Here is a 19326-nt window from a genome sequence, read left to right as displayed (position 1 = left end):
TCCGCTGAGACTCAGCGCACACAATTGTCCCGCCGCGCCGTACACCACGTTTGTGGACTCGACCCCGGTGCGCTGCTGTGTGCGCTCACGGGCAGGCCGCGAGCCGCCGAACCCTGCCGGCGTGCGTGCGAGGCGCTGCCGCGACCGTCGACCCCGGCGAACCACTTGGCCGACTCGACCCGCGAACAGGCCTCGGCCACCGTCTTTCCGGGCCGTCCGCTCGCTTCTTCCCCGTGCCGGAGCGAGCCGTGTCACGGGTGGGCCGCAGGGCCATCGCCGAAGGCGACGCGGAACGCAGCGCAGCGGAGTGGAGCGCCCTTGACTCGGCTCGTGGAGACACGACACTGGCCGAGAAGCGGGCGGCCTCAACGGTCACTTCACCGGCGTGCGTCCACGCCGACCGGTCCGGTCTCCGATCAGCTCGTCGTCCTCGGGAAAGTGATCTCGACTCGGCGGTTCTTCTTGCGGCCCTCCTCCGTGGAGTTGTCGGAGATGGGGTACTGCTCGCCGTAGCCGCGGACCTCGAAGGTGATGGCGGGGTCGTTCAGGTCGCCGGCGAGTTCCGCCTGGACTGCGTCCGCGCGTTGTTTGGAGAGGACGTCACCGTGGGCGGAGGAGCCGAGGTTGTCGGTGAAGCCGAAGACGCGGATCAGCTTGGTGTTCTGTTTCTTGATCTCGTCGGCGATCACCGCGATCCGGGCCTTCGCCTCCGCGCCGAGCTTCGCGCTGTCCTTGCCGAACAGGACCTCCGCCTGGAGGGCGAACGTCACGTCCGCGTTGGTGTCCTCCCGCCGCTCGTCGCCGGACTCGTCCTCCACGACCTGCTTGATGTCGAGGACCTTGGGCTCGGCGAGCGTGCCGCCCTCGGGGAGTTTGAGGTCGGGGTCGTTGGGGTCCACCTCGACCGGTGCGGTCGCGGTGGGTTCGGTGCCCGGGGGGACGCTGGGCGTGGTGTCGTCGGCGTGGGCGGCGGGGGCCGTGCCGAGGATGAGGAGGGTGGCCGTGGCCACCGCCAGGGAGAGACGTGGGGTCATGACCGGCCTCACCCTGAGATCTTGATGACCGCGCTGGGGAACAGCGGGAGCTGGAAGGTGACCTCCGTGCTACTCGCGGGCGGGGCGGGGAACTGGAGGAACACGTCGATCTGTTCCCCCGCCTTCAGCGTCGAGAAGCCAGTGGTGGTGAGGGGGCGGCCTTCCGTGTCGCGGAGGACGTAGTAGCGCTTCTTGGTCTTGGAGTCGACGAGGGTGGCTCCGCCGAGGGAGCGGCCGTTGTTCATGATCTCGGTCTCGTTGCCGCTCAGCGCCGAGGGGATCGTCGCGACTTCCGCGCCGTCGTTCTTGATGGCGCCGTTCACGGTGACGAAGCCGCCGGTGTCGCGTACGGCAGAGGTGAGCTGCAGGAGCAGCCCGCTCGGGCCCTTCATCTCGGCGATCGGCGCCTCGGACTCGCCCTCCTGCGGGTTCGGCTGCGATCCACCGGACTTGGAGGCGGACGACGAGTTCTGCGGCTTCTTGGCGTCGTCGTCACCCCCACCCCCGCAGGCGGCCGACCCCAGGGCCAACCCGGCCACGACGGTCAGCGCGACCGTCACCCTGCGGGCTTTCGCCGCGAATCGCATGCTCATCACTTCAGTTTCCTTCCTCAGCCTGTGGCCAGGTGCACGTCGAACAGGTCCTCGGGACCGGGCAGATCGGTCAGGTCCTCCGGGTCCAGCTCCCAGTCGGCCCCGTCATCGCATGTGAGTGTCGGCAGTACGTCGTCCTCGGCGTCCTCACCCGGCAACTCGAACGTGCACAGCGAATCGATCACCGCGACGGCGGAGGCATGGGCGCGCGTGGTTCTCGTCACGGGGATCACGGAGTCGCCCGCCGTCTTGTTCGCCTGCACAGTGACGCTGGCGCGCAGGACGTCCGGCTCCTCGCAGCGCTGCAGGCTGGCGTCGTTCTGCGCGGCGAGTTCGGATGCGCGCCAGCACGAAGAGGCCAGCCCGAGCACATCTCCGTCGAAGATGTCCTGCCACTTCGTGGGATCGAGGACGTCCAGTCGCCACTGGTCGAAGAGCTGGTCCCTGGTCTCCTGCGCCGCCGCCAGCGCCGCCGCGTCGGCCGCGGTCTGGGCGCCGTTGCGGTTCACCGCCGCCTGGCCCACCGCGAAGTACGCGAACGCGAGAAAGAGCAGGCCCGCCACCACCGTGATGTAGATGGGGAAAGCCTGCCCCGAGTCTCCGCGCCCCCGCGCTCGGATCAGGGGGCCACCTTGCCGATCTGGGTGGTGAGCTTGTCCACGATCGTCTGCCCCAGATTCGTGTTCGCGATCAGCACCACGATCGCCACCACCACCGCGATGATCCCCAGATACTCGACCGCGGTCTGCCCCCTGTCGTCGGAGGCGCGGCGCCGTACCGCCTCCGTCACCCGGACCATGGCCGCGACGACGGTCTTCAGCAGCAGGTCGCTCATGGCGTTCCTCTCGGTTTGAGGCATTGGCATGAGGAACGTAGGGCGGTCGGGGTGTCCCGAACGAGGGTCCCTGGGCCCAATTTCCCAGCCACTTGGCCGCCGCCTCGGCGCGGCTGCTGCTGTGCAGCTTGGCGAAGATGCGGTTGATGTGATTCTTGACCGTCTTCTCGCTGATGAAGCATGCGGCGGCGATCTGCTGGTTGCTCATGCCCGACGCGATGAGGTCCATGATCTCCGCCTCCCTCGCGCTGAGCTGGAACCCCGCCCGGTGACCCGACGGATCCGACTTTCCCATGGACAGTTGCAGTCGCGAAAGATGTTCGGGAAAAGTTAAAGGTAACAAGGTACTTGAGGGCACATCATCGTGTGCATTCGCACTCTCCCGCGCAGTCCGCACCGCCCCCCTCAACTCCTCCACCGTGAACTCCCCATGCACCAGATAACCGCTCGCCCCGCCCCGTAGCGCCGCCCGGACCGTTTCCGGCTCGTGGCTGTACGTCAGCATCAGGACCGTGGCGATCCGGGCCAGGTGGGGCAGGGCCGTGAGGCCGTCGACGCCAGGCATGCGGACGTCGAGGAGGACCACGTCGGGGCGGTGGCGCAGGGCGGCCTCGCAGGCCTCGCGGCCGTCGGCCGCCTCCGCGACGACCGTGAAGTCCGCGCAGCTCGACAGCAGCGCGGTGAGGCCCGCGCGGACCACCGGGTTGTCGTCGGCGACCACTACACGTACGGCGGGCTGGTCCGGCATGGTGCCTCCTCTCGGAAGGTCAGGGCGGCCAGGGGGAGTTCCAGGCGGACTTCCGTGCCCGGGGTGCCGTCGGCGCTGGCGATGCGCAGGCGGGCGCCGACGCAGGCGGCCCGTTCCGCCATGCCGAGGAGGCCGAAGTGGCCGGTGTCGCGGAGGTGTTCGAGGGTGGTGCCGGGTGGCAGGCCGCGGCCGTCGTCGTGGACGGTGAGGGTGAGGAGGTCGTCCTGGACGCCCGCGCGAACCTCCACCGCCGTGGGGTCCGCGTGGCGGTGGGCGTTCTCCATGGCCTCCGCGGTGATGGTGAGGAGCTGGCGGGCCACCATCGGGGGCACGGGGAGTGTCGTACGGTCGCCGGTGGGGCGGTAGGTGACCCGTAGGCCGGTGCGTTCGGCGAAGTCGTCCGCGTGGGCCGCCAGTTCGGGCAGCACGTCCACGCCCTCGGCGGTCCCCGGCTCGCGCCGCAGGTCGGCGAGCAGTTCCCGTGACTCCGCCGCCGCCCTCCGCGCCGAGCGGGCAACCAGCTCCGCCTGCTGTCTCACGTGCGAAGGGTCCGCCGACTCGGCCAGGGCGTCCGCCGCGAGGGCGACGCCGTGCAGGGTCTTGGCCACCGAGTCGTGCATCTCGCGGGCGAGGCGGGCGCGTTCGTCGGCCACCGCCTCGGCGGCGGCGAGGCGGGCGCGTACGGCGGTGAGGGCCTGGGTGGCCTCGCCGAAGCGGAGCAGCAGGCCGCGCAGGGTGGAGCCGACCGCTCCGGTGATGACGCAGAAGCCGGGGAGGAGGAGGCGTTCGGCCAGGCCCGCGTTCGTGCCGTGGCCGACGGTCGCCTGGACCAGCAGCAGGATCAGCGACTGGAGCGAGGCGAAGCAGGCGGCGCCGCGCCAGCCGTAGACGATGCCGGCGAGGAGTGGGGTGCAGACGCTGACGTAGGCGAGGGTGGTGTCGGGGCCGGCGGAGATCAGCAGCAACGTCCCGACGACGGTGTCGGCGGCCAGGAGGGTGGGGTGGCGCAGGAGGAGGGGGCCGAAGCGTTCCCAGTCGCGGAAGAGGACGTAGGAGCCCATGAACGTGGCGACCACGGCCGCGCCGACGAGGCGGACGCCCAGGCCCGGGGAGGCGTGGAGGAGGGCGGCGGGGGCGGCTATGGCGATCATGGCGAGCCGGAAGCCGAAGACCTGCCGGCACATGGCCTGTACGGCGTTCACCTGGAGGCTGACGCCGTCCACGCCTGCCTTGCCCGCGGTTTTCTTCGTGACCGTCATACCGGTCGCCTACTCCCCCGTGATCGAGCTGAAGTCCGTGCCGGAGCCGAGCAGCATGCCCGCGCCGAGGAGGAGCATCGTCGCCGGGACCATGAACGTGGTGATCATCAGCGTGGCTTTGGGGACGGCGCGGGCGGCCTTGCGGCGGGCGTTCTGGGCGTCGGTACGGCGCATGTCCTTGGCGATGGCGACGAGCGTGTCGACGATCGGGGCGCCCAGTTCCTCGCCCTGCTGGAGGGCGGTGACGAACATGGCGACCTGTTCGGAGTCGTTGCGGCGGCGCAGTTCCTCGAAGGCCTCGCGGCGGCTCATGCCGAGGTCCATCTGGCGGAGCGTGATGCGGATCTCGTCCGCCCAGGGGCCCTCGTACTTCGACGCCACCCGGTCGAGCGCCTGGCGGAAGCCGAGGCCGGCGCTGACGACCACGGCGAGGACGTCGAGGAAGTCCGGCAGGGTTCGCTCGATCGCGTCCTTGCGGACCCTGATCGCCGACCAGATGCCGACCTCGGACCAGAAGGCCGCGAAGGCGAGCATGAGCAGGGCGACGAAGAAGCTGCCCTGGAGGAGGGCGGCCAGCGCGCCGACGGCGCCGATCGCGCCGTAGACCGCCCGTCGGGCCGCGTAACGGTCGATCGTCAGGCCTCCCGGGTTGCCCGCGAGGTCGATGCGGCGGCGGTACCGGGCAACCTGCTTGGGGCCCATCAGGCGCAGTACGGAGGGGGCGTACCGCATGCCCATGCGGTCGACGAGGGAGCCGACGGCGCCGGTGCGGGTGGCGCCGACCTCCAGGGCGAGGACGAGGTCGCTGGGGAGTTTCACCTCGGCCCGGTACATGCGGATCCCGGTGAAGATCCCCCAGACGGCGAGGCCCATGACGAGTGCGAGCAGGAGTTCCACGGTGTGCGTCCCCTCCTCAGACGTCGATGCGGGACATACGGCGGATGAGGACGAAGCCGACGGCGTAGAGGCCGAAGGCGACGATCACGCAGGCCTGGCCGACGGCGGAGGACGTCATCCGGTCGAGGGTGCCGTCGTTGACGCCGTCCATGAGGAACAGGGCGCCGACGCCGAGCACCGGGACGGCGTACGAGGTCATCTGGACCTGGGACAGCTGGGTGCGGACCTCGCGCCGGGTCTCCTTGCGCTCCTCCAGGGTCTCGGTGAGGTTGCGCAGCGCGCCGACGACCTGGCCGCCGGCCCGGTTGGAGAGGACCAGGGTGGTGACGAGGACGACGAGTTCGCGGGAGGGGAGACGGTCGGCGAGTTCACCGAGGGCGTCGTCGATGGAGTGACCGATCGCCAACTGGTCGGCGACCTTGCCGAGTTCCTCGCCGGCCGGGGCCTCCAGCTCCTCCGCCGCCATGCCGATCGCGGTGCGCAGGGCGAGGCCCGCGTGGGTGGCGTTGGCCAGGATGCGGGCCAGTTCGGGGAGTTGGTTGATGAACCTCTCGATGCGTTTCTGGCGCTGCCAGTTGAGGAACTGGAGGGCCGCCCAGAGGCCGAGGAGTCCGGCCAACGGGCCGAAGAAGGGGGCCAGGACGGCCTGGCCGACCAGCCACAGGCCCGCCACCGTCACGAGCATGTAGACGAAGAACTCGCCCGGCGTGACGTCCAGGCCGGTGGCCGCCAGCTTCAGCTCCAGCTTGCGGCCCGCCGTCGTACGGCGCAGCCGCCGGTCCAGGTCGCGGAAGCGGCGCCTACGGCCGCCCAGCGGGGCCTGGCCGGTGTAGGACAGGCGCTCCACGAGGGCGGCGCGCTGGGCGCGGCCCTTGGCGTAGACGTGCACGCCCGCGACGGCCAGGGCGCAGGTCAGGAGGGTCACGCCGGTGGTGAGGGTGATGAGGGTGTCGAGGTCCATTGGGGGTCCTAAGGGGTCCTTGGGCGGCCTGTCCGTCCTGCTGCTGGAAGGCCCTACCGGGCTTCCCTTGTCGTCAGTTCGAGTGCGTCGCGTGCGACCCCGAACGCCTGCGGGATCGGCTGGCTCGCCATGTAGAGGCGGTCGGCGGTGCGGCGCGGGAGGGGGAAGTACCCGAAGGCGCCGTGGACGCGGCCGTCGGCGGTCATCGGCCGGGCGTCGAAGCGGGCGACGGTCGCGAGCCGGAAGGGCTCCGAGCCGTGGCTGTCGAGGACCGCGATCTCGGTGATCCGGCGGGCGCCGTCCGCGAACCGGGTCAGCTGCACGATGACGTCCACCGCGCTGTTGATCTGGTCGTGGAGCGCGACGAAGGGGATCTCGACGTCGGACATCGAGGCGAGGGTCTGCAGCCGCATCAGCGCGTCCTCGGCGCTGTTGGCGTGGACGGTGGCGAGTGAGCCGTCGTGGCCGGTGGACATCGCCTGGAGCATGTCGAGGGACTCGCCGCCGCGGACCTCACCGACGACGATCCGGTCGGGGCGCATCCGCAGCGAGTTGCGGACGAGGTCGCGGATGGTGATCCGGCCGTTGCCCTCGACGTTCGGCGGCCGGGACTCCAGCCGGATGACGTGGGGCTGCTGGAGCTGGAGTTCGGCCGAGTCCTCGATGGTGATGATCCGCTCGCCCTCCGGGATGAGCCCGGACAGGGCGTTGAGCAGGGTCGTCTTGCCGGTGCCGGTGGCGCCGGAGACGATCACGTTGAACTTCGCCTGCACCAGTCCCGCGAGCAGATACAGCATCGGCTCGTCGAGGGAGCCGAAGCCGATGAGCTCGTTGAGGGTGAAGGAGCGCGGGAAGCGGCGGATGGTGAGGATCGGGCCGGTCAGGGAGAGCGGCGGGATGATCACGTTGACGCGTTCGCCGGACGGGAGGCGGGCGTCCACCATCGGGTTGGTCTCGTCGACGCGGCGGTTGACGGTCGAGACGATGCGTTCGATGGTCTGCATCAGCTGGTCGTTGGAGGCGAACCGCAACGGGAGCTGCTCGACGCGGCCGGACCGCTCGACGAAGATCGCGTCGGGGCCGTTGACCATGATCTCGGTGATGGAGGCGTCCTCCAGGAGCGGTTCGAGGATGCCGAGGCCGAGCGCCTCGTCGACCACGCGCCGGATCAGCTGCGACCGCTGGCCCGTCGACAGCACCGGGCCCTCGCGGCTGATGATGTGTCCGAGCACCCGCTCCAGTCGCGCCCGGCGTTCGGCCGCCGCGAGCGAGCTCATCTCGGCGAGGTCGATCTCCTCCAGCAGCTTGGCCCGGTACGAGGAGACGAGGGTGCTGTCCTCGCTGTGCCCGCCCCGCTCCTCGGGGGAGGTGATGCGTGCCCGCAGACTCATGGCTGGGCCTTCCTTCAGTGGTCGACCGGCATCGTGGCCGTCTTGCGGGCGGTGCCGAAGTTCCCGATGCCCGGGATGACGGACGGGATGGTGACGCTCGAGGTCACCTGGACCTCGTCGCCCAGGTCGGCGCGCGAGCAGCTCACCGACAGCCAGCTGCTGACCGCCCGTGCGCAGTCCCCGCCGAAGTCCTGGTCGAGGGATGCGCTGCGGGCCCCGGTACGGGCCGCCGTGCCGGCCTGCTGGGCGGCGTACGCGAAGAGGCCCAGCTGGACGGCGCCGAGCGCGACGAGCAGCAGGAGGGGCAGGAAACCGAGGTACTCCAGCGCGACCTGGCCCCGGTCGCCCCGGCCCCGGCTCCCGCCCTGGCCCCGGCGGGGTGCCGCTGCGCCCACCCGTGCCGCCCCAGCGGCACGACTGCCCGCAGCTGCGCGGGGAACACGACTGCCCACAGCTGCGCGGGGAACACGGCTGCCCCCAGCTGCACGGGGAACACGGCTGCCCCCAGCTGCACGGGGAAGGTGCCCGCGGTTGCGCCGGCGCGGCGGCCCCCACGGGAGTCTGTACGACATCTCAGTCGTCCTCCTCCTCGACGGCCCCCGCGTGCCCGTGCACCGTGAACGGGAAGTCGATCGTGCCCGGGAACAGCACGGGCACCCGCAGGGAGACGTCGGCGGTCACATAGCCGCCGCCGGTGCCGCAGTCCACGTCGGCGTTCCCCCTCCACGCGTCCCCCAGTTTGTCCAGGCCGGCCTGCTGGCAGGCCCCCTCCCGCTCCCCCGGGTGCGCCGCCGTGCCCGCCCGCACCGCCTCGTCGGCAGCATTCCCCGCGAGCGTGAACGTGTACCCCACCAGCACGAACTGCCACACCACGACCAACGTCACGATGATCAGCGGGGTCATGCCGAGGAACTCGACGGTGACCTGGCCCCGGTCGTCCCTGCGCAGCCTCCGCACGGCGCTCACTCCTTCCGCCGCCGGAAGCCGCCCGCGCCCCGGCCCGCGCCCCGGCCCGCGCCCCGGCCCGCGCCCCGCTCCCCGCCCCGGGCGCGCCCGCCCCGCCGCACCAGGGCCGTCTCCGGCGCCTTGACCAGTCCCAGTTCGGCGGCGAGCGCCCACAGGGCCTGGCGGACGGTGCCCTTGCCGTCGAGGGCGTGGACCCGGCCGGCGTCGACCGCGGCCTGCAACTCCCGGAAGTTGGCGGGGATCGCGGTGCCGGCCACGGCCGTGCCGGTGATCTTCTGGATGAGCGGGGGCTGGATCTCCGTACCGCGCGTGAGGCGGTTGACGACGACGGTGGTCTCCTCGGCCTTGCGGACCTGGAGCCGGTCCCACATGCGGACGGTGCGTTTGGCGCCGCGTACGGCGACCACGTCCGGGGTGGTGACGAGCAGGGCCCGGTCGGCCATCTCGACGGCGGCGGCTCCGGCGCCGCTGAGCTGGGCGCCGCAGTCGACGATCACGACCTCGTAGCGGGAGCGCAGGGCGCCGACGATCTGGCGTACGGCCCGGTCGGTGACCTCCTCGCCGCGTTCGCCCTCGGCGGGGGCGAGGAGGAGGGCGACTCCGGTGTCGTGGCGGAAGACGGCCTCGGCGAGGATGCGGGGCGAGATGTCGGTGATGGCGGCGAGGTCGACGACCGAGCGGCGGAACTGGACGTCCAGGTAGGAGGCGATGTCACCGGCCTGCAGGTCGAGGTCGACGAGGGCGGTGGGCCGGCCGGAGGCCTGGGCGGCGAGGGCGAGTTGTACGGCGGTCAGCGTGGCGCCGACGCCTCCCTTGGCGCCGCTGACGGTGACGACGGTGCCGCCGACGCCGGGGAACGCGTCGGCCCCGTGGCCCAGATGACGTCGTACGCCGACGGACCACTGGGCGACGGACTGGACGCGGCTCGCGAGCTCCTCGTAGCCGAGGGGGAGCGTGACGAGTCCTCGGGCGCCGGAGTCCATGGCGGCCTGGAAGAGACCGGGCCCGGCGTCGGTGGTGACGAGGATGACGCCGACCGCCGGGAAGCGCAGGGCTACCTCGCGGACCAGCTCCAGCGCCGGTACGGGGCCGATGCGTTCGTGGACGATCACGACTTCGGGGAGTTCGTCGACGGACTCGGCGGCGAGGCGGGCGAGGGTGTCGACGAGTTGGGTGGAGTCGGTGACCGGGGTGCCCGGTTCGGCGTCCGGGAGCTGGCTGAGCAGGGTGGTGAGGGAGCGGACCGCGTCCGCGTCGCCGACGGCCGGGAGGATCCTCGTGGGCATGGGCGGCGGCCTCTCACTTGTCCGTGACGAGTTCGTACGTACGGTCCTGGTCGGGGATCGTGGTGTCCCCGCCGGGGGCCACGAGGGCGAGGCGGACCCGCTTGGCGAAGGACTCGGCGTAGGTGATGCGCTGGGCGTCCAGGGTCGTCAGCGCGAAGGTGATGGGGACCGCGTCGGTGGCGGAGCTGTCGCGGTCGTTGCGGTCGGGTTCGAGGGCGGTGATCTCGCCGACGTCGAGGACGCGCGCGTTGGTGACGATGATCTTCGACTGGTCGGGGTCGCTGTCGCGGGCGCCCTCGAAGGTGGCGTACACGTTGACCGAGGACCCCGGCCGGATCTTGCCGGCCACGCCGGTGGCCGCGTCGACCATGATGGCGACCTCCTGCTGCCCCGGCTGGAGGGCGGGCTGGTCGACGATCATGTCGCTCTGCAGGAGCGAGCCCTTCTTCAGGGTCGTCACGGCGATCTTGTCGCGGATCGCGGCGAGGTCGGTGACGGCGTTCTCCGACAGCCAGCGCTTCGGCATCTCGATCTTCTTGAACTGGCTCTCCTTGAGAGCCGTGTACGGCGCGACGTCGGACCGCAGTTCGTAGGCGGTGACCTCGGGGCCGACCTTGGAGTTCACGTCGTCGATGACGGAGAGGACGCCGGCGAAGGCACCGAGGGCGCACAACACCGACAGGAGCAGGAGAATCACGCCGCGGCGCTGACGGGAGTTCATGGAACCGTGCAACCTCGTTGGGGGTCGGGTCGAGCGGGAACGAACGGGTGGGCGGGGCTGTCTCAGCCGCCCGCGGTGAGCGCGCGGACGGGTCGGGCGGTGAGCTCGGCGGTGGGCGGCGGGGTGGCGGAGCAGAACACGCAGCGGTCGCCGATGACGTCGATCCCGCACCAGTGGCAGACGCCCTGGCGGACCGAGGCGACGAGTTGGTAGAGGACCGACAGGTCGGGCAGATAGGCGCAGAACTCGATCAGCTTCGGCGTCCCCCACCAGTCGGCGGACTCGGCGGGCGCCTCGGTCTCCCGCAGGCCCTGCGCCTTCCAGGAGGGGGCGAGGGTGGAGGTGACCCAGTCGGACTGGAGCTGGCCGCGGCCGACGAGCATCCACGTCCCGAACTCCGGTCCGGGAAGGGTGACGTCGGGAGCGGCCTTGACCAGCTCCGGCTGCGGATGGGCGAGCACGCCGAACTGACTACCCGGAACCCAGGACCGGGCATGCGAGGTCAGTCCGACGACCGGGACGCGGTCGAGCCGGGCGACCGACCCGAGGAGCGCGCCCGCGTGGAGGTAGTGGGTGAGCAGCCGGCCCGCCGAGGCGAGCACGCCGGGCCCGAGGTCGCAGGAGGCGAGCTGGCGCAACTGGCGGGCGAGGACGGCGACCGCGAGGGGCGGCAGGTCGGGCCGGAACAGCGCGATGCGGTCGCTCTCCAGCAGCGAGCGGATGGTGTGCAGCCGCTGTTCCACGGCCGGGCGCACGGCCCGCGAGTACACGACGACGAGATGCCCGTGCTGTTCGACGAGCAGCTGTACGGCCTCCAGGGCCTGCTCCAGCGGCTGCCGGTCCAGGTCGGCGAGCACGACGGCGGGCAGGGTCCGCTCGTCCTGCGGCGGCAGCGCCAGGTCGGCGCCGGTCACGGCAACGGCAGTTGGCACGCGCAGCTCCCCGATTCCCGCGGTCCGGCCCACCGGGAGTTACTCCGGCGCACCGAGGTGACTTCATTGCGTGACTACGTCAGCACTGTAACCACGCGCTTGTGGCCGGAGAACAGCTTTCCGTAGCTGGTAAGGAACTGTTCTTCGCGCAAGTCGCGGCAAACCGGGGCAGGTTGCGCACACGGACCCTCCACAGCCGGATCCCTTGACAAGGGAATTGGTCTGAACCAACGTATTGTCATGTCCCCACATAAACGAGTGACGAGACTGACGAGACTCTGGTCGGGGGCGGTCACCGCCGCCCTCGCCCTGTCCCTGGCGGGCGCGGCTCAGGCGTCCGCCGCGGACCTGAACAACGCGAAGAACGCCGGTTTCGAGTCCGGCCTGTCCAACTGGTCCTGTACGGCGGGCAGCGGTACGACGGTGTCCTCGCCGGTGCACGGCGGCGCCGCCGCCCTCAAGGCGACCCCGGCCGGCCAGGACAACGCCAAGTGCACCCAGACGGTGGCCGTGCAGCCCAACTCCACCTACAGCCTGAGCGCCTGGGTGCAGGGCGGCTACACCTACCTGGGCGTGACGGGCACGGGCACCACGGACGTCTCGACCTGGACCCCGGACTCGGCGGCCTGGAAACAACTGCGGACCACCTTCACCACGGGGTCCTCCACCACCTCGGTGACGGTCTACACCCATGGCCGGTACGCCCAGCAGCCCTACTACGCGGACGACATCTCCGTCTACGGCCCCGACGGCGGCGGAGGCGGCGACCCGGCCCCCACGATCCCCTCCGCCCCCACGTCCCTGACCGTCTCGGGAACCACCTCCTCCTCGGTCTCCCTCTCCTGGTCCGGGGTCTCCGACGCGACCGGCTACAACGTCTACAGCGGCGGCACGAAGGTCGCAGCGGTGACCGTCATTTCGTAACCACGCAAGCACTCTGCGTGATAACGTGATGGCTGTCGCCGCTGGGCGGAAACCCCGGGCTGAGATGCCCAGGGAGGCGGAGACGTGAAACGCCTGTGGAGGCTGAGTAAGACCGGGGCACGCTCCGGCGTCGGCCTGCGAAGCAGGAATCCACCGAGGCTCCATCGCGTGGAGCGGTAGGAATCGCTCGTGCACACACGGGCGAGTACGCCAATGGCAGAACTTCGACAAGTGACGCCGCACACGATGCCCGGCCGGGCCCCTTCAACCTGGACTCGGCAGGGCTGGGCGGCTACACGGTCGACCAGTTCAAGGCCGACATCAAGGCCAAGCAGGCGGCCGGCAAGAAGGTGATCGTCTCGGTCGGCGGGCAGAACGGCACGGTGTCGGTGAGCGACGCGACCTCGGCGGCGAACTTCGCGAACTCCGTGTACGCGCTGATGCAGACGTACGGCTTCGACGGCGTCGACATCGACCTGGAGAACGGCCTGAACGCCACGTACATGAGCCAGGCGCTGCGGGCGTTGTCCTCGAAGGCGGGCTCCTCGCTCGTGCTGACGATGGCCCCCCAGACGATCGACATGCAGTCCACGTCCAACGCGTACTTCCAGACCGCGCTGAACGTGAAGGACATCCTCACGGTGGTCAACATGCAGTACTACAACAGCGGTTCGATGCTGGGCTGCGACGGCAAGGTGTACTCGCAGGGCTCGGTGGACTTCCTCACCGCCCTGGCCTGCATCCAGTTGGAGGGCGGCCTGGCCCCGTCCCAGGTGGGCCTCGGCCTCCCCGCCTCCCCCAGCGGCGCGGGCAGCGGCTACGTGTCCCCCACGGTGGTCAACAACGCCCTGGACTGCCTGACCAAGGGCACGGGCTGCGGCTCCTTCAAGCCCTCGAAGACGTACCCCGACCTGCGCGGCGCGATGACCTGGTCCACGAACTGGGACGCGTCGGCGGGCAACGCCTGGTCGTCGACCGTGGGGCCGCATGTGCACGCGCTACCGTGAGCCACGCCGACTGCCGCGCAGCACGCGGGAGCACCAGCCGATGACCGTCGCGTTGACCAGGGCTCCGAAGGCGATGGCGAGCACGATCATCGAAACGTGGTCCGGGAGGGCCAGGACGACCAGGCTGGCCGGGGCCGTGGCCAGGAGGGGGATGACCCCGGCCATGGACTCGCCCGAGTCGTCCAGGGCGGTCACCACCAGCGCCCAGATCAACAGGGCGGCGCAGACGCCCAGGTAGACGAGGGCGAGGACATCGGTGAGGGCGTGCCGTACGCGGCCGGCCACGGTATCGGGAGCGGTATCGGGAACGGACTCAGGAACGGAATCGGTCACGGAGGGCTCTCCTCGGTCGGCGCGTCAGAGGTGCAGGCCGGGTGGGTTCGGGCGGGCCAGGCCCAGGTCGTAGGCGAGGATCGTCGCCTGGACGCGGTCCCGCAGCCCGAGTTTGCGCAGGAGGGCGTTGACGTGGGACTTCACCGTGCCCACGGTGATGCCCAGTTGATCGGCGATCTCCGCGTTGTTGAGGCCGCCGGCCAGCAGGGTGAGAACGCCCCGCTGGCTGGCGGTCAGGCTGTCCAGTTCGGGGGACGGAGTGCCGGAGGCGGTCCCCGCGCCGCCGCCCGAGGCGTAGTGCCCGATCAGCCGCCGGGTCGCCGACGGCGCCAGCACGCTCTCGCCCGCCGCCACCACCCGGATGCCCTGGAGGAGTTCGGCGGGCTGGACGTCCTTGAGGAGGAAGCCCGAGGCTCCGGCCCGCAGGGCGTCGAAGACGTACGCGTCGAGGTCGAAGGTGGTCAGGACGAGGACCCGGGGCGCGCCCTCGCGGCCGGTGATGATGCGGGTGGCGGCGATGCCGTCGAGTTCGGGCATGCGTACGTCCATGACGACCACGTCGGGGCGCAGTTCCTCGGCCATCCGCACCGCTGTCGCGCCGTCCCCGGCCTCGCCGACGACCGTCAGATCGTCCTCGGCGTCGATCACGGCGGCGAACCCCGCCCGTACGATGCCCTGGTCGTCGACGACCAGCACCTTGAGACTCATCGTTCCCTCTTCTCGTCACCCTGCTCCGCCACCGGCGCGAGCGGCAGCCGGAGGCCGACCGGGCCGGACGCCCCGGTGGTCAGGGTGCCACCGAGCGCCGCGATCCGCGCCGTGAGCCTCTCCCGTACGGCGGGCCGGGCGCCAAGCGGCACACCGGTCGCGGTCAGCGTCAACGTATCGCCGTCCGCGTCGATTTCGAGCAGCGCCGGTTCCGTGCCGCCGGCCGCGAGCAGTGTCTCGGCGGCATGGTAGGCGGTCAGGTCCACGGCCGTGGGCAGCCGGTCCGGTATCCGGTCGGTGAGCCGTATCTCCACCTCGCGGCCGGTGGCCCGGGACTGGGCGGCCAGCAGGTCGAGGGCCTGGAGTGTGGGCTGGGGGCGCAGTTCGGGCGCCGTCTCGTTCTCCCGGACCGTGTCGAGCAGGGCGCGCATCGCGGCCAGTGCCTCGCGGGCCCGGTCGGCGGTCGTGTCGAGGCGGCCCGCCTCCGCCTCGGCGACCATGTCGGCGGTACGGGAGAGCACGGTGGTCTCCAGCCCGCCGGCGATCCGGCGGCGCTCGGCCCACGCCTCCCGCACGGCCTCCTCGGTCCAGGCGGCGAGCCGTTCCTCCCGCGCACCCCGGGCGGCCGCCTCGCGCCGCCCGCGCAGGACTCCGGCCCCTACGGCGGCGGCGACGGGAAGGGCCGTCCCGGCCACCGCAGCCGCGCCGACCACCCAGCCGGGCAGGCTCGTCCCCCGGTCCAGGACGGCGGCGGTCAGGGCCGCCGCGTGCACCGCCACGGCGACGCCGCCGAGGGCCACCGGCGGGGGCACGGCCGGATACCGTTGGCGAATCCGGTCGGCGCCCTCGAAGTGTCGCGAGAGTCTCAGCGACACGCCGTCGGCACGGCGTGTCGCTGAGACTGTGCGCACACTTTGCCCCGTCGCCCGTCTGTCCGCGAGCGCGGCGCAGGTGGCGAGCATGCTCAGGGCGGGCGGTAGGAGCGCCGGGCCCGTGTAGGCGCCCAGCGCCATCGCCACCGGCCAGAGTGGGGCCAGGGCCAGCAGGGCGGCCAGGGCGAGCCGGCGGGTCCGGCGGAGCCACAGCAGGGCGACCGCCTGGGCCGCGGCGAGCAGGGCGAACAGCGCGCCCGCGGTGATGTGCGAGGTGTACGACGCGCTGTCCGCGCGGATCACCAGTGCGGGGAGCAGCGGTTGGAGGGACAGCCCGAGCGCGGCGACGACCTGGGCGAGGCGGTAGCCGCGCGGCACGCTTCCCTCCACCGGGGCGGCGCTCCGGCCGGGCAGGGCCGCGCGCACCTCCCAGCCGCCGTCGGCCGTCGGGCCGGTGCTCAGGGTGCCGCCCGCCTCCCGGGCGCGGGAGCGCAGGAAGCCCTGGCCGCGGCCGCCGCCGAGGCCCGCCGCGTGCGCCGTCGCGCCGGCCGGCGGGGCCGCGCTGGTGACCACGACGTCCGTGCGGGTGTCGCCGTACCGGCACAGCACCGTCGTACGGGCGCCGGGCGCGTGGCGTGCCACGTTGGTCAGCGCCTCGCGCACGATGCCGTACGCCGCGTCCGCGAGGACCCCGTCCGGGAGGGGGTCGATCTCGCAGTCCACCGGCTGGTCGAGCCTGCGGAACCCGGCGACGAGCGCCTGCAACCGCTCCTGCGGCGTGGGGAGTTCCTCACGCGAGGGCGTCGGCGCCCGGACCGCGCCGAGGGCCCGGGTGACCTCCCGGCCGGTCTCGGCGGCGAACCGTAATGCCTCCTGGGCCAGTTCGGGGCGCCGCTCGCGCAGTCCCAGCGCCGCGCCCGCGGTGACCACCACGGCGGTCAGATGGTGGGCGCTGACGTCATGCAACTCCCTTTCCATCCGGCGCCGTTCGGCCGCCGGGAGCCGGTGGCGCTCGGCCTCGGCGCGGCGCAGCGCCTGCTCGGCCGTCTGTCGGGCCCGCCGGACCCGCCGGGCCAGCAGCCCGCTGCCGCACGCGGCCAGGTACAGCAGGGCGGTGAGGGCGACGCCGAGGCCGTCGCCGTCGCGGAGCCCGTGCAGGGTGACGTCCTGCGCCAGTTGCCAGAAGGGGAGCGTCACCACACACAGCACGGCGGTGAAGGTGTCGCGTTCGCTCGCCACGGTGAACAGGGCCAGCGCGACGCCCGCGGTCCCGAACACGGCCACCGCTCCCGTGGGCAGCGGCCCCGCCCCCAGCCCGCAGGCGACGGCGACCAGGACCAGGGTGGTCACCGGCCGGGTACGGCGCAGGGCGAGTGCGGCGGTCACCGGTCCGGCCACCAGGGCGGCCACGAGCAGGTCGGACGCGGAGGGGACGGTGCCGCGCGCGAGCGCCGCCCCGGGCCACACCAGCGCCTGGACGCAGATCAGCAGGACCGGGATCAGTCGGTCGTCGGTTCGCTTCATGGTGCGCCCAGGCTATGTCCGCAGGTGAGGGACCCGACTCCGGCTCGGGTCGTATTCCCGCCTCTTACCTGGGTTGCAGATCCCACGGCCGCTCTATCCGCGGTTCGACCCCCTCAATCGTCCCGCAGCGCGAGGACCGCGCCGGGTCCCCGACCCTAGGCTCGATCACATCGAGGAAGCGGTCGACCGACCACCGCCTCCGACACCACACACCTGTCCACGGGGAGTCACCATGTCCAAGCGCGTTCTCGTCTCGTCCCTCATCGGTGCCGTCGTCGTCCTCGGCGGGGTGGCCGCCGGCGGTCTCGCGTGGGCCTTCTCCCCCACGGAGCCGTCCGTGGAGAACAGCTCGGTGCGTTATGTCGCCCCCTCGGGCGACAAGGCCGGCTCGGTCACCTTCACCGCGGACGTGACCGACGACAACGGGATCAAGGACCTCAAGGTGATCGCCTGGCCCGCGAGTTCGAAGCTCGACCCGACCGCGGCGGAACTGCGGCACGTGGACAGCGCCAAGTGCCAGGCCGTCTCGGACGAGACGTACCGCTGCACCTACACCCTGAAGGTCACCGAGGCGGAGGCCGCCGACCTGGACAAGGGCACGTGGTACGTCTCCACCCTGGCGACGTCGAAGGACGGCGGCACGACGTTCGTGCCCCGCGCCGCCACCTTCGAGGTCGCCGCCCACTGACCACTCTCCTCACCCCCGCGGCGCGGCCGGACCCTCCCCCAGGTCCGGCCGCGTCGTCATCCCATGGGCCGGTAGTACCCGAGCACCCAGGCCAGCTGCGCGAACCAGCCATGCAGCATCCCGGGCGGCTTCGCGTTCACCACACCCTCGTAGACCCGGCCGTCCAGATGGACCACGGCGACCATCAGCGCCTTGCCGTTGGGGCTCGCCTTGTAGTGGACGCTCCGGATCTCCTGCCAGGGGAAGTCGACCGTGATGTCGTACATCTCGAAGGCCACGCCGGAGGCGTCGACGACGATCGAGTTGTGTTTGTCGACGGCGAGGAACTCGGGTCCGGCAGCGGCGGGTTGCGGCGACCCCGGTGCGTACGGGGGCGGAGGCGGTCCGAAGCCCGGCGGGACGGCCGGGGGTGGCGGCGGCTGCTCTGTCACCCCGGCAACCTACCTTGAGCCGGCTAGCGCTTGAGCAGCGCGAGGATCTCCTCCGTCGTACCCGGCTCGCCGATCAGCGGGAAGAGGTACGACACGCTGTGCCGGTGGGCGTCCTCGTTGATGTCGGTCATCGCGTCGGCGGCGAACGTGACGTGGTAGCCGTGCTCGTGGGCGGCGCGGGCGGTCGACTCGACGCCGAGGCTGGTGGCGATGCCGCCGAGCACGATCTGGGTGACGCCCCGGCGGCGAAGCTGGATGTCGAGGTCGGTGCCGTGGAAGGCGCCCCAGTTCCGCTTGGTGACGTGGATGTCCCCGTCGTGGCCGGTGAGCGGCTCGGCGATCGGGCCGAGGTCGTACGGCCGGGAGCGGCCGCCGGCCAGCCGGAGCGCCTCGCTGCGGCCGGGGACGGCGTCGGCGCCGTCGGGCGAGGTGGCCATGCGGACCAGGATCACGGGGGCGCCGGCGGCGCGGAAGGCGTCGGCGAGTTCGGCGGCCCTGGCGACCACGTCGGCGGCGGCGTACGGCTTGGTCGGGGCGACGAGCGTGCCCGCCTGGAGGTCGATCAGGACGAGCGCGGTCTTGTCGTCGAGCACGGTCACGGCCACGGCACGGCACCTCTCCTAGGGGAGCACGAGCCTAGGAGAGATACTTGCCAAACTCAAGCTTGAGTAACTCAAGCTACTCACATCCACACGTTCCGAGCTCGAACCACACGGTTTTCCCCACCCCGTCCTGCTGACACCCCCACCGCCGGGCCAGCGCGTCCACCAGGAACATCCCCCGCCCGCTCTCCGCGCCGCAGGCGTCCCCCATCTCGGGCACGCACCGCTCCCGGTCCTCCACCTCGCACCGCAGCACCCCGTGCGCGGCCGTCAGCGTGAGCCGGAACCGGCTCGCGGTGGGCGTACCTCCCCTGCCACCCGGGCAATGGGGGCGCAGCAGCGCATTGGTGGCCAGCTCGCTGACGAGCAGTTCGGCGGTGTCGACCAGATCGCCCCGGTCCGCGAGCCCCCACCCCTCCAACTGTCTTCGCACCTGCGCCCGAGCCTCCCGCACGGCGGCGGGCCGGGGCTCGTACTCCACACTCCAGTGGCCGGCGCCCATCGGCGGCTGGGGATAGGCGCCGTAGCGGGGCGCGGGTTCCGGGCGGGGTCCCCCGCCGGAGAGTCGCAGCATGGCCATGGCCTCAGGATGTCCTCCCCGGGCCTTCCGTGTA

The 19326-nt window shown here is 71.7% G+C and carries 20 protein-coding genes and 2 pseudogenes; 2 read left to right on the top strand and 20 right to left on the bottom strand.

From position 1 onward, the window contains the following. Positions 1-416: 416 nt before the first annotated feature. The 14 genes and pseudogenes from ACLZN2_RS05060 to ACLZN2_RS04995 form a co-directional block, all read right to left on the bottom strand. The gene (locus ACLZN2_RS05060) at positions 417-1034 is read right to left on the bottom strand and encodes an OmpA family protein (protein WP_416977131.1); all 618 of its coding nucleotides are present in this window, start codon (positions 1032-1034) and stop codon (positions 417-419) included. Positions 1035-1042: 8 nt separating this feature from the next. After that, a complete protein-coding gene (locus ACLZN2_RS05055; protein ID WP_416977130.1) occupies positions 1043-1627 on the bottom strand; it encodes a hypothetical protein in 585 nt (194 codons plus the stop codon). 17 nt (positions 1628-1644) lie between these two features. Next, on the bottom strand, positions 1645-2247 hold the full coding sequence (locus tag ACLZN2_RS05050) for a pilus assembly protein TadG-related protein (RefSeq protein ID WP_416977254.1): 603 nt from the start codon (positions 2245-2247) through the stop codon (positions 1645-1647). After that, positions 2247-2462, bottom strand: a complete 216-nt coding sequence (locus ACLZN2_RS05045) for a Flp family type IVb pilin (RefSeq protein ID WP_416977253.1) — start codon at positions 2460-2462, stop codon at positions 2247-2249. The genes ACLZN2_RS05050 and ACLZN2_RS05045 overlap by 1 nt, the downstream gene beginning before the upstream one ends. Positions 2463-2544: 82 nt before the next feature. Beyond that, positions 2545-3210 (bottom strand): annotated as a pseudogene (locus ACLZN2_RS05040) (response regulator); the annotation flags it as partial. Further along, the gene (locus ACLZN2_RS05035; protein WP_416977129.1) at positions 3183-4469 is read right to left on the bottom strand and encodes a sensor histidine kinase; all 1287 of its coding nucleotides are present in this window, start codon (positions 4467-4469) and stop codon (positions 3183-3185) included. The pseudogene ACLZN2_RS05040 and the gene ACLZN2_RS05035, both read right to left, overlap by 28 nt. A 9-nt stretch (positions 4470-4478) precedes the next feature. Further along, positions 4479-5366, bottom strand: coding sequence for a DUF5936 domain-containing protein (locus ACLZN2_RS05030; RefSeq protein ID WP_416977128.1), 888 nt, complete (start codon positions 5364-5366; stop codon positions 4479-4481). Positions 5367-5382: 16 nt separating this feature from the next. Further along, positions 5383-6327 (bottom strand): type II secretion system F family protein, encoded by a 945-nt coding sequence (locus tag ACLZN2_RS05025; protein WP_416977127.1) that lies wholly within the window; start codon positions 6325-6327, stop codon positions 5383-5385. A 53-nt stretch (positions 6328-6380) separates the two neighbouring features. After that, positions 6381-7718: a CpaF family protein gene (locus ACLZN2_RS05020; protein ID WP_416977126.1), complete on the bottom strand. Its 1338-nt coding sequence runs from the start codon at positions 7716-7718 to the stop codon at positions 6381-6383. Between the two features lie 14 nt (positions 7719-7732). Beyond that, positions 7733-8113, bottom strand: coding sequence for a TadE/TadG family type IV pilus assembly protein (locus ACLZN2_RS05015; RefSeq protein ID WP_416977125.1), 381 nt, complete (start codon positions 8111-8113; stop codon positions 7733-7735). A gap of 178 nt (positions 8114-8291) precedes the next feature. Continuing rightward, positions 8292-8621 carry a pilus assembly protein gene (locus tag ACLZN2_RS05010; protein WP_416977252.1) on the bottom strand — a complete coding sequence of 110 codons (330 nt, stop codon included), beginning with the start codon at positions 8619-8621 and terminating at the stop codon, positions 8292-8294. Between the two features lie 59 nt (positions 8622-8680). Continuing rightward, entirely contained in the window at positions 8681-9970 is a 1290-nt protein-coding gene (locus ACLZN2_RS05005; protein WP_416977124.1) for an AAA family ATPase, read from the bottom strand. 13 nt (positions 9971-9983) lie between these two features. Then, positions 9984-10691: a Flp pilus assembly protein CpaB gene (gene cpaB, locus ACLZN2_RS05000; protein WP_416977123.1), complete on the bottom strand. Its 708-nt coding sequence runs from the start codon at positions 10689-10691 to the stop codon at positions 9984-9986. A gap of 62 nt (positions 10692-10753) precedes the next feature. After that, positions 10754-11623, bottom strand: a complete 870-nt coding sequence (locus ACLZN2_RS04995; protein WP_416977122.1) for a hypothetical protein — start codon at positions 11621-11623, stop codon at positions 10754-10756. A gap of 240 nt (positions 11624-11863) precedes the next feature. Between ACLZN2_RS04995 and ACLZN2_RS04990 the strand changes: the two are divergent. Beyond that, positions 11864-13554: pseudogene (locus ACLZN2_RS04990) on the top strand (chitinase). Here ACLZN2_RS04990 and ACLZN2_RS04985 read toward each other — a convergent pair. The 3 genes from ACLZN2_RS04985 to ACLZN2_RS04975 are packed head-to-tail and all read right to left on the bottom strand — an operon-like array spanning position 13546 to position 16991. Continuing rightward, a complete protein-coding gene (locus ACLZN2_RS04985) occupies positions 13546-13887 on the bottom strand; it encodes an SCO4225 family membrane protein (protein ID WP_416977121.1) in 342 nt (113 codons plus the stop codon). The pseudogene ACLZN2_RS04990 and the gene ACLZN2_RS04985 sit on opposite strands and share 9 nt — an antisense overlap. A 24-nt stretch (positions 13888-13911) precedes the next feature. Next, positions 13912-14595, bottom strand: coding sequence for a response regulator (locus tag ACLZN2_RS04980; RefSeq protein ID WP_416977120.1), 684 nt, complete (start codon positions 14593-14595; stop codon positions 13912-13914). After that, positions 14592-16991 (bottom strand): histidine kinase, encoded by a 2400-nt coding sequence (locus tag ACLZN2_RS04975; RefSeq protein WP_416977119.1) that lies wholly within the window; start codon positions 16989-16991, stop codon positions 14592-14594. The genes ACLZN2_RS04980 and ACLZN2_RS04975 overlap by 4 nt, the downstream gene beginning before the upstream one ends. 232 nt (positions 16992-17223) lie before the next feature. Between ACLZN2_RS04975 and ACLZN2_RS04970 the strand changes: the two genes are divergently transcribed. Beyond that, complete coding sequence (locus tag ACLZN2_RS04970; RefSeq protein ID WP_416977118.1) at positions 17224-17679, top strand: DUF5707 domain-containing protein; 456 nt, start codon at positions 17224-17226, stop codon at positions 17677-17679. A gap of 56 nt (positions 17680-17735) precedes the next feature. Here ACLZN2_RS04970 and ACLZN2_RS04965 read toward each other — a convergent pair whose 3' ends face one another. From ACLZN2_RS04965 to ACLZN2_RS04955, 3 genes are all read right to left on the bottom strand, one after another. Further along, positions 17736-18110, bottom strand: a complete 375-nt coding sequence (locus ACLZN2_RS04965) for a hypothetical protein (RefSeq protein ID WP_416977117.1) — start codon at positions 18108-18110, stop codon at positions 17736-17738. Between the two features lie 23 nt (positions 18111-18133). Beyond that, on the bottom strand, positions 18134-18715 hold the full coding sequence (locus ACLZN2_RS04960; protein WP_416977116.1) for an isochorismatase family protein: 582 nt from the start codon (positions 18713-18715) through the stop codon (positions 18134-18136). 73 nt (positions 18716-18788) lie between these two features. Beyond that, complete coding sequence (locus ACLZN2_RS04955) at positions 18789-19286, bottom strand: ATP-binding protein (protein ID WP_416977251.1); 498 nt, start codon at positions 19284-19286, stop codon at positions 18789-18791. Between the last annotated feature and the right edge of the window lie 40 nt (positions 19287-19326).

Source organism: Streptomyces sp. T028 (assembly GCF_048159505.1).
Taxonomy (GTDB): domain Bacteria; phylum Actinomycetota; class Actinomycetes; order Streptomycetales; family Streptomycetaceae; genus Streptomyces.
This window is presented reverse-complemented; position numbering and strand designations above follow the sequence as displayed.

Excerpts from the sequence above, each read along its gene's own strand:
- ACLZN2_RS05060 (WP_416977131.1), bottom strand. The coding sequence starts at position 1,034 with ATGACCCCACGTCTCTCCCTGGCGGTGGCCACGGCCACCCTCCTCATC.
- ACLZN2_RS05055 (WP_416977130.1), bottom strand. The coding sequence starts at position 1,627 with ATGAGCATGCGATTCGCGGCGAAAGCCCGCAGGGTGACGGTCGCGCTG.
- ACLZN2_RS05045 (WP_416977253.1), bottom strand. The coding sequence starts at position 2,462 with ATGAGCGACCTGCTGCTGAAGACCGTCGTCGCGGCCATGGTCCGGGTG.
- ACLZN2_RS05035 (WP_416977129.1), bottom strand. The coding sequence starts at position 4,469 with ATGACGGTCACGAAGAAAACCGCGGGCAAGGCAGGCGTGGACGGCGTC.
- ACLZN2_RS05025 (WP_416977127.1), bottom strand. The coding sequence starts at position 6,327 with ATGGACCTCGACACCCTCATCACCCTCACCACCGGCGTGACCCTCCTG.
- ACLZN2_RS05020 (WP_416977126.1), bottom strand. The coding sequence starts at position 7,718 with ATGAGTCTGCGGGCACGCATCACCTCCCCCGAGGAGCGGGGCGGGCAC.
- ACLZN2_RS05010 (WP_416977252.1), bottom strand. The coding sequence starts at position 8,621 with ATGACCCCGCTGATCATCGTGACGTTGGTCGTGGTGTGGCAGTTCGTG.
- ACLZN2_RS05005 (WP_416977124.1), bottom strand. The coding sequence starts at position 9,970 with ATGCCCACGAGGATCCTCCCGGCCGTCGGCGACGCGGACGCGGTCCGC.
- cpaB (WP_416977123.1), bottom strand. The coding sequence starts at position 10,691 with ATGAACTCCCGTCAGCGCCGCGGCGTGATTCTCCTGCTCCTGTCGGTG.
- ACLZN2_RS04980 (WP_416977120.1), bottom strand. The coding sequence starts at position 14,595 with ATGAGTCTCAAGGTGCTGGTCGTCGACGACCAGGGCATCGTACGGGCG.
- ACLZN2_RS04975 (WP_416977119.1), bottom strand. The coding sequence starts at position 16,991 with ATGAAGCGAACCGACGACCGACTGATCCCGGTCCTGCTGATCTGCGTC.
- ACLZN2_RS04970 (WP_416977118.1), top strand. The coding sequence starts at position 17,224 with ATGTCCAAGCGCGTTCTCGTCTCGTCCCTCATCGGTGCCGTCGTCGTC.
- ACLZN2_RS04955 (WP_416977251.1), bottom strand. The coding sequence starts at position 19,286 with ATGCTGCGACTCTCCGGCGGGGGACCCCGCCCGGAACCCGCGCCCCGC.